This window comes from Cytobacillus sp. FSL K6-0265 (assembly GCF_038003465.1).
Lineage (GTDB): Bacteria > Bacillota > Bacilli > Bacillales > Cytobacillaceae > Cytobacillus > Cytobacillus stercorigallinarum.
Genome location: NZ_JBBOPE010000001.1, coordinates 3,702,862 through 3,715,682 on the forward strand (window position 1 = coordinate 3,702,862; position 12,821 = coordinate 3,715,682).

Annotated in this window: 6 protein-coding genes and 2 rRNA genes; 2 read left to right on the forward strand and 6 right to left on the reverse strand. The window is 42.0% G+C overall.

Features of this window, described 5'->3' with window-relative positions:
- Positions 1 to 60 precede the first annotated feature (60 nt).
- The 6 genes from MHH73_RS18850 to MHH73_RS18875 form a co-directional block, all read right to left on the reverse strand.
- Positions 61 to 2,994 (reverse strand): 23S ribosomal RNA (locus MHH73_RS18850).
- A 221-nt stretch (positions 2,995 to 3,215) separates the two neighbouring features.
- Positions 3,216 to 4,764, reverse strand: a 16S ribosomal RNA gene (locus MHH73_RS18855).
- The 16S and 23S rRNA genes sit together here, the layout of an rRNA operon.
- A gap of 342 nt (positions 4,765 to 5,106) precedes the next feature.
- Complete coding sequence (locus MHH73_RS18860; RefSeq protein WP_191812711.1) at positions 5,107 to 5,886, reverse strand: amino acid ABC transporter ATP-binding protein; 780 nt, start codon at positions 5,884 to 5,886, stop codon at positions 5,107 to 5,109.
- Between the two features lie 14 nt (positions 5,887 to 5,900).
- A complete protein-coding gene (locus MHH73_RS18865; protein WP_341068637.1) occupies positions 5,901 to 7,106 on the reverse strand; it encodes an amino acid ABC transporter permease in 1,206 nt (401 codons plus the stop codon).
- Positions 7,107 to 7,114: 8 nt separating this feature from the next.
- Positions 7,115 to 8,299, reverse strand: coding sequence for an amino acid ABC transporter permease (locus MHH73_RS18870; RefSeq protein ID WP_341068640.1), 1,185 nt, complete (start codon positions 8,297 to 8,299; stop codon positions 7,115 to 7,117).
- A 91-nt stretch (positions 8,300 to 8,390) separates the two neighbouring features.
- A complete protein-coding gene (locus tag MHH73_RS18875; RefSeq protein WP_341068642.1) occupies positions 8,391 to 9,464 on the reverse strand; it encodes an amino acid ABC transporter substrate-binding protein in 1,074 nt (357 codons plus the stop codon).
- 507 nt (positions 9,465 to 9,971) lie between these two features.
- Between MHH73_RS18875 and MHH73_RS18880 the strand changes: the two genes are divergently transcribed.
- Both MHH73_RS18880 and MHH73_RS18885 read left to right on the forward strand, forming a co-directional pair.
- Positions 9,972 to 10,538: a TetR/AcrR family transcriptional regulator gene (locus MHH73_RS18880; protein ID WP_191812717.1), complete on the forward strand. Its 567-nt coding sequence runs from the start codon at positions 9,972 to 9,974 to the stop codon at positions 10,536 to 10,538.
- A gap of 96 nt (positions 10,539 to 10,634) precedes the next feature.
- The gene (locus MHH73_RS18885; protein ID WP_341068645.1) at positions 10,635 to 12,761 is read left to right on the forward strand and encodes an MMPL family transporter; all 2,127 of its coding nucleotides are present in this window, start codon (positions 10,635 to 10,637) and stop codon (positions 12,759 to 12,761) included.
- Positions 12,762 to 12,821 lie beyond the last annotated feature (60 nt).

Consider the following 12,821-nt stretch of genomic DNA (forward strand, 5'->3'; position numbering starts at 1 on the left):
CCTCCTGTCAAATTTGGCTTATGCTTGTCGCACCTGGGCAAGGCGCCTCCGCATTTCGAATTGGTTAAGTCCTCGATCGATTAGTATTAGTCAGCTGCATGTGTCGCCACACTTCCACCTCTAACCTATCAACCTGATCATCTTTCAGGGATCTTACTAGCTTACGCTATGGGAAATCTCATCTCGAGGGGGGCTTCATGCTTAGATGCTTTCAGCACTTATCCCTTCCGCACATAGCTACCCAGCGATGCCTTTGGCAAGACAACTGGTACACCAGCGGTGCGTCCATCCCGGTCCTCTCGTACTAAGGACAGCTCCTCTCAAATTTCCTGCGCCCACGACGGATAGGGACCGAACTGTCTCACGACGTTCTGAACCCAGCTCGCGTACCGCTTTAATGGGCGAACAGCCCAACCCTTGGGACCGACTACAGCCCCAGGATGCGATGAGCCGACATCGAGGTGCCAAACCTCCCCGTCGATGTGGACTCTTGGGGGAGATAAGCCTGTTATCCCCGGGGTAGCTTTTATCCGTTGAGCGATGGCCCTTCCATGCGGAACCACCGGATCACTAAGCCCGACTTTCGTCCCTGCTCGACTTGTAGGTCTCGCAGTCAAGCTCCCTTGTGCCTTTACACTCTACGAATGATTTCCAACCATTCTGAGGGAACCTTTGGGCGCCTCCGTTACTCTTTAGGAGGCGACCGCCCCAGTCAAACTGCCCACCTGACACTGTCTCCCATCCCGATAAGGGATGTGGGTTAGAATTTCAATACAGCGGGGGTAGTATCCCACCGACGCCTCCACCGAAGCTAGCGCTCCGGCTTCTAAGGCTCCTACCTATCCTGTACAAGCTGTACCAAAATTCAATATCAGGCTACAGTAAAGCTCCACGGGGTCTTTCCGTCCTGTCGCGGGTAACCTGCATCTTCACAGGTACTATAATTTCACCGAGTCTCTCGTTGAGACAGTGCCCAGATCGTTACGCCTTTCGTGCGGGTCGGAACTTACCCGACAAGGAATTTCGCTACCTTAGGACCGTTATAGTTACGGCCGCCGTTTACTGGGGCTTCGATTCAAAGCTTCGCGTGAGCTAACCTCTCCTCTTAACCTTCCAGCACCGGGCAGGCGTCAGCCCCTATACTTCGCCTTGCGGCTTCGCAGAGACCTGTGTTTTTGCTAAACAGTCGCCTGGGCCTATTCACTGCGGCTCATCAAGGCTTTAACACCCTAATGAGCACCCCTTCTCCCGAAGTTACGGGGTCATTTTGCCGAGTTCCTTAACGAGAGTTCTCTCGCTCACCTTAGGATTCTCTCCTCGCCTACCTGTGTCGGTTTGCGGTACGGGCACCTTATTCCTCGCTAGAGGCTTTTCTTGGCAGTGTGGAATCAAGAACTTCGGTACTAAATTTCCCTCGCTATCACAGCTCAAGGTATGTGACCATGGGATTTGCCTCATGGTCCCTCTAACTGCTTAGACGCACATCCAATAGTGCGCTTACCCTATCCTCCTGCGTCCCCCCATCACTCAAACAGAATACGGTGGTACAGGAATATCAACCTGTTGTCCATCGCCTACGCTTTTCAGCCTCGGCTTAGGTCCCGACTAACCCTGAGCGGACGAGCCTTCCTCAGGAAACCTTAGGCATTCGGTGGATGGGATTCTCACCCATCTTTCGCTACTCATACCGGCATTCTCACTTCTAAGCGCTCCACCAGTCCTTACGGTCTAGCTTCAACGCCCTTAGAACGCTCTCCTACCACTGAACATCTACGATGTTCAATCCACAGCTTCGGTGATACGTTTAGCCCCGGTACATTTTCGGCGCGGAGTCACTCGACCAGTGAGCTATTACGCACTCTTTAAATGGTGGCTGCTTCTAAGCCAACATCCTGGTTGTCTAAGCAACTCCACATCCTTTTCCACTTAACGTATACTTTGGGACCTTAGCTGGTGGTCTGGGCTGTTTCCCTCTTGACTACGGATCTTATCACTCGCAGTCTGACTCCCATGGATAAATCTTTGGCATTCGGAGTTTGTCTGAATTCGGTAACCCGATGAGGGCCCCTAGTCCAAACAGTGCTCTACCTCCAAGATTCTTACGCATGAGGCTAGCCCTAAAGCTATTTCGGAGAGAACCAGCTATCTCCAAGTTCGATTGGAATTTCTCCGCTACCCACACCTCATCCCCGCACTTTTCAACGTACGTGGGTTCGGGCCTCCATCCAGTGTTACCTGGACTTCACCCTGGACATGGGTAGATCACCTGGTTTCGGGTCTACGACCACATACTATATTCGCCCTATTCAGACTCGCTTTCGCTACGGCTCCGTCTGTCCAACTTAACCTCGCATGTAATCGTAACTCGCCGGTTCATTCTACAAAAGGCACGCTATCACCCATTAACGGGCTCTAACTACTTGTAGGCACACGGTTTCAGGATCTCTTTCACTCCCCTTCCGGGGTGCTTTTCACCTTTCCCTCACGGTACTGGTTCACTATCGGTCACTAGGGAGTATTTAGCCTTGGGAGATGGTCCTCCCTGCTTCCGACGGGATTTCTCGTGTCCCGCCGTACTCAGGATCCACTCTGGAGGGAACGAAGTTTCGACTACAGGGCTTTTACCTCCTATGGCGGGCCTTTCCAGACCTCTTCGTCTATCTCGTTCCTTTGTAACTCCGTATAGAATGTCCTACAACCCCAAGAGGCAAGCCTCTTGGTTTGGGCTAATCCCGTTTCGCTCGCCGCTACTCAGGGAATCGCGTTTGCTTTCTCTTCCTCCGGGTACTTAGATGTTTCAGTTCCCCGGGTCTGCCTTCCATACCCTATGTATTCAGGTATGGATCCTATCCCATAACGGATAGGGGGTTTCCCCATTCGGAAATCTCCGGATCAAAGCTTACTTACAGCTCCCCGAAGCATATCGGTGTTAGTCCCGTCCTTCATCGGCTCCTAGTGCCAAGGCATTCACCGTGCGCCCTTATTAACTTAACCTATGTTTGGGTTGCTTTCGCTTCCCTCACGGTTGTGTTCATTAAAAAAAGTTTAGTATTTCATGCTCTATATAATATAGAGAGAAAATAACTAAGGTGGCGATTACTCGGTAATCTTCTTCATTACATTATCTAGTTTTCAAAGAACGATTGAATTGAGAGATTATACTCTCAAAACTGAACGAACAATCTAACATCAAGTTAATTCCGTATATTCCTTAGAAAGGAGGTGATCCAGCCGCACCTTCCGATACGGCTACCTTGTTACGACTTCACCCCAATCATCTGTCCCACCTTAGGCGGCTGGCTCCAAAAGGTTACCCCACCGACTTCGGGTGTTACAAACTCTCGTGGTGTGACGGGCGGTGTGTACAAGGCCCGGGAACGTATTCACCGCGGCATGCTGATCCGCGATTACTAGCGATTCCGGCTTCATGTAGGCGAGTTGCAGCCTACAATCCGAACTGAGAATGGTTTTATGGGATTGGCTAAACCTCGCGGTCTTGCAGCCCTTTGTACCATCCATTGTAGCACGTGTGTAGCCCAGGTCATAAGGGGCATGATGATTTGACGTCATCCCCACCTTCCTCCGGTTTGTCACCGGCAGTCACCTTAGAGTGCCCAACTAAATGCTGGCAACTAAGATCAAGGGTTGCGCTCGTTGCGGGACTTAACCCAACATCTCACGACACGAGCTGACGACAACCATGCACCACCTGTCACTCTGTCCCCCGAAGGGGAAAGTCCTATCTCTAGGATTGTCAGAGGATGTCAAGACCTGGTAAGGTTCTTCGCGTTGCTTCGAATTAAACCACATGCTCCACCGCTTGTGCGGGCCCCCGTCAATTCCTTTGAGTTTCAACCTTGCGGTCGTACTCCCCAGGCGGAGTGCTTAATGCGTTTGCTGCAGCACTAAAGGGCGGAAACCCTCTAACACTTAGCACTCATCGTTTACGGCGTGGACTACCAGGGTATCTAATCCTGTTTGCTCCCCACGCTTTCGCGCCTCAGCGTCAGTTACAGACCAGAAAGTCGCCTTCGCCACTGGTGTTCCTCCAAATCTCTACGCATTTCACCGCTACACTTGGAATTCCACTTTCCTCTTCTGCACTCAAGTTCCCCAGTTTCCAATGACCCTCCACGGTTGAGCCGTGGGCTTTCACATCAGACTTAAGGAACCGCCTGCGCGCGCTTTACGCCCAATAATTCCGGACAACGCTTGCCACCTACGTATTACCGCGGCTGCTGGCACGTAGTTAGCCGTGGCTTTCTGGTTAGGTACCGTCAAGGTACCGGCAGTTACTCCGATACTTGTTCTTCCCTAACAACAGAGTTTTACGATCCGAAAACCTTCATCACTCACGCGGCGTTGCTCCGTCAGACTTTCGTCCATTGCGGAAGATTCCCTACTGCTGCCTCCCGTAGGAGTCTGGGCCGTGTCTCAGTCCCAGTGTGGCCGATCACCCTCTCAGGTCGGCTACGCATCGTCGCCTTGGTGAGCCGTTACCTCACCAACTAGCTAATGCGCCGCGGGCCCATCTGTAAGTGATAGCAGAACCATCTTTCAATCTAATTATATGTATAAATAGATATTATCCGGTATTAGCCCCGGTTTCCCGGAGTTATCCCAGTCTTACAGGCAGGTTGCCCACGTGTTACTCACCCGTCCGCCGCTAATCATCGGGAGCAAGCTCCCTCCGATTCGCTCGACTTGCATGTATTAGGCACGCCGCCAGCGTTCGTCCTGAGCCAGGATCAAACTCTCCAATAAAGTGTTTGATTAGCTCGTTTGCACCTATGGTGCTTTGTTGCTGATAAATCAGCTTTTTTAGAATTACGCTTGACGTTTTATGTTCGTTCAGTTTTCAAAGAACAATCTCGTTCGCTTCATAAGCGACTTTCTTAATATATCACCCAGTGCGTTTGATGTCAATAACTTTTTTAAAAAATCTTATGTAAGTTACTGCGTCATTAACGACTGCTTTAATATAGTAGCACTTGTTATTATTATTCGTCAATAACTTTTTTTAAATAAAATTAAACCATTTCAATTAATCCCTTTATATAAATAAAAAGGTGTCAGCACTTTCATTTTATGCTAACACCTTTTACATTATAATATTTGCGATAAGAATGCTTTCGTCCTTTCATGTTGTGGGTTATCAAATAATTCTTCTGGAGTACCCTCTTCAACAATTTCACCGTAATCGAATAGAACAATACGGTCAGCTACTTGGCGAGCAAACCCCATTTCATGTGTAACAACTACCATTGTCATTCCAGATTCAGCTAACGTCTTCATTACATCCAATACTTCTTTTACCATTTCAGGATCTAACGCTGAGGTCGGTTCATCAAATAACATGATTTTCGGTTGCATTGCCAACGCTCTCGCAATTGCTACCCTTTGTTGTTGCCCACCTGAAAGTTGACCTGGGTATTTTTCAGCTTGTTCAGGAATACCCACTCTTTCAAGCAATTCCTTCGCGATTTGTTCAGCTTTATTCTTCTTCCACCTCCGAACCCAAATCGGTGCTAAAGAAATGTTCTTTAGAATTGTCATATGTGGAAAGAGATTAAAAGATTGAAAAACCATTCCTGTTTCTTTTCTTATTTCTTCTATATTCCTTAAATCATCAGTCAACTCAATACCATCTATTTTTATTTGTCCTTGTTGAAACTCTTCTAAAGCATTAAGGGTGCGAATAAAAGTAGACTTCCCTGAACCAGATGGTCCCAGTACAACAACAACCTCACCTTGTTTCACATTAATATTTACATTTTTTAAAACATGCAGTTGTCCAAACCATTTATTTAATTCCTTCACTTCTATTATATTTTCTCTTCTTTCAATAGGTATATCTAATTTCTCAACTCCAAATATACTTTCCATGTCTATATATCCTCCTAACGCTCTCCGGCACCTAATGTATTTTCTAATCTTCTACTTACATATGACATAAGCGAACAGAATATAAAGTAAATAAACGCGATAAAAAGAAATACTTCCATGTTCTTACCTAAAAAAGCGGGATTTGCAATCACCTTTTGTCCCATTCCTAATAATTCAGTTAATCCTACAATCGCTACTAGAGAAGTATCTTTGAAAATTGAGATAAACTGACCGACACAAGCCGGAATAACAGCTTTGATAGCCTGAGGAAGAACAATAAAACCCATAGTATATGTGGAATTTAAACCTAAAGCATGTGCTGCCTCGAACTGTCCTCTCGGGATCGATTGCAATCCGCCTCTAATATTTTCAGCTAAATACGCCGCACTAAATAATGTGAAACCAACCATCGCCCTTAGGACATTACTCACTTCAATACTATTGCCTAGAAACAACGGCAACATTAACTGAAATACAAACAGAATAGTAATTAGAGGAATTCCTCTTATCAATTCAATATAAATGATACAAAACCATTTCACTACAGGGAGTTTACTTCTTCTTCCTAGAGCTAATAAAACGCCCAATGGGAAAGAACAAACAATTGCCACGCTTGCAATAAGTAGCGTTAACAAGAAACCTCCCCAAATATTAGAATTTACTTTTGGCAAAATACCGAAACCATTAAATAGAGAAATAACAAGCGGAATAAATAGAATCCATAGTAATAAGACTGGTATTTTTAGTTTTGTTACTTTTCTTCCTATGATATAAAAGAGGAAAATGCAAATAATATTTCCAACGAGAATGAGCCTCGTATTTGTTTGAATAAATGGTAGGATAAGCGAAACGACCATTAGCCCAGCAATAACCAACGCCACATGTCTCATCACTCCTCGCCATAGCCCCCATGAACTTCCTAAAAGAGCAGAAATGAGAAATACAGCTGCCCAAACTCTCCAAGTCTCCTCTAATGGAAATTGACCAACCATGAGTAAACGAAAGTTCGATTCTATAACTGTCCAATCAGCTAAAAAAATAAATTTGCCTGTATGGAAGACAACATATGAAATAATGGTAGCTGACACGATGGTTAATATAATGTTTGCCCAACCACTGAATAAGTTCGTCTTTAACCAACCACCTACACCGACTGTGTTTTTAGGGGGCCCCACAACCGATGAATCAGAAGTTGCATTTATTTGAGGTTCATTGTTCATGCTTACACCTACCTTTCAACGAGTTGTGCTTTTTTATTAAAGTAGTTCATCAATAAAGAAGTAATTAAACTAAAGGTTAAATAAACAGCAATCATTATCGCAATGGCCTCTATCGGTCGTCCAGCTTGATTCATTACTGTGTTTCCAATACTCACAATCTCTTGATAACCAACAGCAACCGCCAAACTTGAATTCTTAGTTAAGTTCAAATATTGACTTGTTAAAGGCGGAATGATAATTCTAATGGCTTGGGGGAAAATCACTAATCTTAGAGCTGTAGAATTCTTTAACCCTAATGCCTTTGCGGCTTCAGATTGTCCCTTATTGACTCCATTGACACCAGCGCGTATGATCTCTGCAATAAACGTCGATGTATAAATGACTAACCCGAGTAATATTGCGGAAAATCCAGGTGATAGGACAAAACCACCATCAAACCCATTTCCTGCAACAGTCGGAGTATGGAAGGATACCGGTGCGTTTCCAGTAACTACGTAAGAGACAATAGCAACCACCACAATAACACCTAGCGCCCATAATGATGGGAAATTTTTCTTCCCTGACTCTATTTGTTTCTTTAACATCAAACGATATACAAAGAATGCAATAACGAAAGATACGAGAAATAAAATGCCCCAGAGTAAAATCCCTTGATTTTTTTCGTACCAAGGAATAGCTGTCCCTCGATTTGAGAAAAGCATAGGTCCCATTTGAAGGGCTTCTTGAATTTTTGGCATTGGTAAGAAAACGGCATAAAACCAAATGAATATTTGTACAAGCAATGGCGTATTTCGAAAAATTTCGATGTATGCTCCAGCAAGTTTACTTAATAACCAGTTTTTCGACATTCTTGACAAACCGACAATCAATCCAAGAATAGTCGTCAAAATGATACCAAAAAATGCAACCCTCAAAGTATTAAGCATGCCTATGACTAAAGCTTTTCCATATGTATCTGTCGGTTGATAATCAATCATCGCCTCAGAAATTGAAAACCCCGCTGTATTGGCAAGGAAATCGAAACCTAACTGTATACCTATTTGTTTAAGCCCACTTAATGCATTATTAATTAAAAGATAGCCTAACGCTAAAATGATTATGGCAAATACAACTTGTAGAATTATCGGGATAATCTTCTTATTTCGCCAAAATGGTGGAGAAATCGTCTTCTTCTGATTCAACAGTTTACTCACATCTTACACTCCCTTCTAAAGGTAACTATTTGACTAAGGGTTAAAAAAAGACCTGCTATAGAGAAGTCTCATCAAGCAGGTCTATCTTTACTTAACGGAATGGAGGAGAATAAAGAATTCCGCCATCAGTGTGTAATGCGTTTAATCCTCTATCTAATTTGAATATGGTTTCAGCCCCAAGATTCTTCTCAAAAATCTCACCATAGTTCCCTACTTGCTTAATAATCTGGTAGGCAAAGTCTTTTGGTAGACCTAACTGTTCTCCAAGATTCCCTTCAGTTCCTAACAATCTTCTAATTTCAGGATTTTCCGATTCTAAAAATTCATCCACATTTTTAGAAGTGATACCAAATTCTTCAGCTTGAATCGTAGCAAAAACCATCCAATTAACCGCATCGAACCATTTATCATCTCCACCTTTTACTGATGGTCCTAGGGGCTCTTTCGATAAGTTCTCTTCTAAAATCTTGTGGTCATCAGGATTTTCCATAACCGCCTGCCTTGCAACTAATCCTGATTTATCTGTAGTCCAAGCATCAATACTTCCTGATTCATACGCTGCTACTACTGCATCTTGACCATCAAACACAACCGCATCATGCTCAATACCAAGCGCTCTCATCTGATCTGCTAAGTTCAGTTCTGTTGTGGTTCCTGTATCTACACCAATACGCATACCTTTTAAGTCCTCAAGAGACTCTACTCCACTGTCAGCTCTTACCATAATACCTTGGCCATCATAAAATGTTGTTGGAGCAAAATTCAAGCCAACTTCCGAATCACGGTTTGTTGTCCAAGTTGTATTTCTAATTAACACATCAACTTCGCCTGTTTGCACAGCTGTAAATCTCTCTTGAGCAGATAAAGGTCTAAATTCAACGGCTTCTGCATCCCCTATCGCACCCGCTGCAAGTACTCTAGCGAAATCAACATCAAACCCAACGTTCTTACCACTCTCATCAATGTATCCAAACCCTGGCAATTCATCATTCACTCCAGCTACTAACTTCTTATTATCAATCACCTTACTAAGAATAGAACTTCCAGATGATCCGTTACTTGAATCCCCGCTTTCCTTTCCGCCTGTGTCTTCATTTGAGCAACCTGTTAGCGTAAGCAACACTACTAAAACGCAACTCATAAACACAAAAGAAATCTTCTTCATCATTGCCCCCCTTTATTCTGTTGTTTAACAGAATTTTTAGATATTTAACAATAGTAATAGATTCACTATGTAAGATTGTCTACCACCATATGTTATATATTAACTTTATTGTTTTTTATAGTCAACATCACATTTTTAATTTTCTTAAAAATTAAACTATTCATAATTAATAAATATATTATTGTACTTTACTAAAAAGTAATCTCTTCCTATACTAATGGGGTCTAATGAGGTGCACTTTCAAATGAACAGTATTTCTTAATCATGTATGATTGTTTAACTAACGCTCATGCTAAATACCTATTCTACTAATCAGATTAATATTCTTTTTTTGCAAAACGGGCAACATCTTACCATCCCTTTTCTTCATTAATTGTTCCGGGATCGTTTCAGGAAAGTAGTTTTCAATATAACATTTTACCTTCTTTTGACGTATTAATTAATGAAAGCGATATATCTTTAGATTACAAATGCCAAACGATTATACTATTGATGAGGTGAATAAATTTGGGTAGAGATAGAAAGTTCTCCATTACAGAATTATACGAACATACACAAGTATTATTACTAGAAGTTGGATATGAAGCATTTACGTTTAGTTTATTGGCAGAAAGGCTAAATGTAGCAAGAGGGACAATTTATAAGTATTTTGATAATAAGGATGAACTTATTACGGCTTTTATGATTTATGAAATGAATCAATTTATGAAAAAATTAGAACAAATCGAGGAGAAAGGGGATTTTGAGCAGCAATTTGCGTACTTAATGGAAATTATCTTTGAACGAACTGAAATTCAGGAATTAATCAATATTACTATGCAAGTGAATGCAACAAACGAAAAAGCGGTCGCAAATCAAACTTATTTCAAAGACATGAGAATCAATATGTATACATGCTTACAAAACTTTATCCGATTAGGAAAGCAAGAAGGAAAGTTAAACCCCTCCTTGCCAGATACAATGATATTAGGCTTTATTTTTCAATCAGTAGCCATTCCAAATCATTTTCAGTTACCCCGTGAGAAATGGATTCAATCCATAATTGAAATGGTAAGTAACGGGATACGCACTTAATAATTGACACATGTGTCACTTTGGAGCAGAATATGATAGAACAATTGAATTTTTATGATATTTACCTCAACCTAATTTGAAAGGAAGTCCTATCAAATGAAAAACTTGCTCCATACTATTACCGATCGAGTAGCAACGAAAAAAGGGGCGTGGACTACCATCGTCTGTTGGCTAGTCATCGCACTAGGCTTAGCATTTTTTGCTCCTAATGCGAAAGATTATCAAGTGGGGAGAATTGCTACGCTCCCAGAAGATAGCCAATCGATTATCGCCCAAAACAAATTAGAAAAATATTTTCCAAGCGCTGACGGTATTCCTGCTATCCTTGTCTTTCAGGATAAAAATGATGAGCAACTCGCAACCTCTGTATTAGCAGAACAGCTAAATAGTTTTAAAAATAATGACATTAAAGGAATAACTGAAACCATTCCACTAGAACAATTACCACCTGAAGCACTTAAAGGGTTTTTCTCTGATGATCAATCTATAGCAGTCATTCCACTACAATTTGCATCAAGTATGGAGAGCGGAGATATTCAAACTTCCATTCACCAAATGCAAGATATCGTCAAGGATCAAACAGACCTAAACTTTTGGGTAACTGGGCCTGCTGGCATTAGTGCTGACTCTCTTGACCTATTTTCAAGAGCTGATGTTGTCCTTATTTTATCAACTGTCGCTTTAATATTAGTCTTACTGATTGTTATTTATCGGTCGCCACTGCTTGCTATCATCCCTCTATTAGCAGCTGGTTTTGTTTATGAAGTCGTTATGAAGTCATTAGGTATTTTCGGAAGTCTAGGATTAGATCTTAGTCAACAAACGATTTCGATTATGTTGATCTTGTTATTTGCAGCAGTAGTTGACTATTCGCTTTTCGTATTTTCCCGTTTTAGAGAAGCATTAAAAAACCAAGAAAACTCTTTTGAAGCGATGAAAGTGGCAATGAGAAGCGTTGGCACACCTGTTTTCTTCTCTGGAGGGACAGTTCTCGCCGCTATGCTTGTTCTGTTTTTTGCCGAGTTTGGTGATTATCGAAACTTTGCACCAACTTTCGCAACAGCAATGGCGATTATCATGATCTCATCAATAACGCTCATTCCTGCTTTATTTGCGCTATTTGGGAGAAAAGCATTTTGGCCAAAAGTACCGCAAGTGGGAGAGCATTCAGTGAAAGGAAGTTCTTTCTGGAGCAAGGTAGGGCAATTCGTTATCAAAAAACCGATTGTATCAGTTATATCTGTCGGGATTATCTTAGTCGTTTCAGCATTAAATATTTCAAACTTAGACTATGAATTTGATACGATTAAATCTTTCCCTGAAGATATGCCATCTCGGGTCGGTTATGAGGTATTAGAAGAAAACTTCTCTAGCGGAGACCTTGCACCAACAACTGTTTTAGTTGAATCATCACAGACATTATCTGAAGAACAAATTGCTTCTCTTGTCGAACAACTTTCAACAAGATCAGAAGTAAATGAAGTTAGACCTTCGGGAACAACTGAAAACGGTCAAGTTCTTCAACTGCGCATGACTTTCAATGATAGTCCTTATGCAATTGAAAGTATTAATGAACTAGAAAAAATAGTAAATGAGGAAAAAGCGTTATTAGACAACAGTAATATCGATGGCGACATATATTTTGCAGGTGAAACAGCATCATCATTAGATGATCGTAAAGTGAATAATAATGATATCCTTTTGATTGTTACACTTGAAACGGTCCTCATCTTCTTGCTCCTTATTGTTTTGACCAAATCGATCAAAATGCCAATCTATATGATGGGTACCATTCTCGTATCATTCTTGGCAGCATTAGGATTGGGAACATTTTTAACAGAGATATTCTTCGGTATCGATGCTGTAAGTAACCGCGTTCCTTTATATGCCTTCGTATTTCTTGTTGCACTTGGAATCGATTATAATATTATGCTCGTTTCCCGCTTTCAAGAAGAAAGAAAGCACCATAGTGTAAAAGAAGCTGTTCAATTAGCTGTTTCTCATACAGGTGGCGTCATTTCTTCTGCCGGCTTGATTTTAGCCGCAACATTCGCTGTTTTAATGACACAACCTATTGAACTACTATTTGTATTCGGCTTTATTGTAGCTGTCGGCATTTTGTTAGATACATTCCTTATAAGAGGTGTACTTTTACCAGGATTAATTGTTTTATTAGAGAAAGATAAACAACCGGAAAAAGAAAAGTCAGTCCATAACAAATAGAATGGGTAATAAATGTTTTTCACTGCCACAAATAAAGTTTTGTGGCAGTTTTTTTATGAC

What these genes read in the sequence shown, in the direction of transcription:
- MHH73_RS18875 (WP_341068642.1), bottom strand. Translation starts at nt 9,464, where the DNA reads ATGAAGAAGATTTCTTTTGTGTTTATGAGTTGCGTTTTAGTAGTGTTG.
- MHH73_RS18865 (WP_341068637.1), bottom strand. Translation starts at nt 7,106, where the DNA reads ATGAACAATGAACCTCAAATAAATGCAACTTCTGATTCATCGGTTGTG.
- MHH73_RS18860 (WP_191812711.1), bottom strand. Translation starts at nt 5,886, where the DNA reads ATGGAAAGTATATTTGGAGTTGAGAAATTAGATATACCTATTGAAAGA.
- MHH73_RS18885 (WP_341068645.1), top strand. Translation starts at nt 10,635, where the DNA reads ATGAAAAACTTGCTCCATACTATTACCGATCGAGTAGCAACGAAAAAA.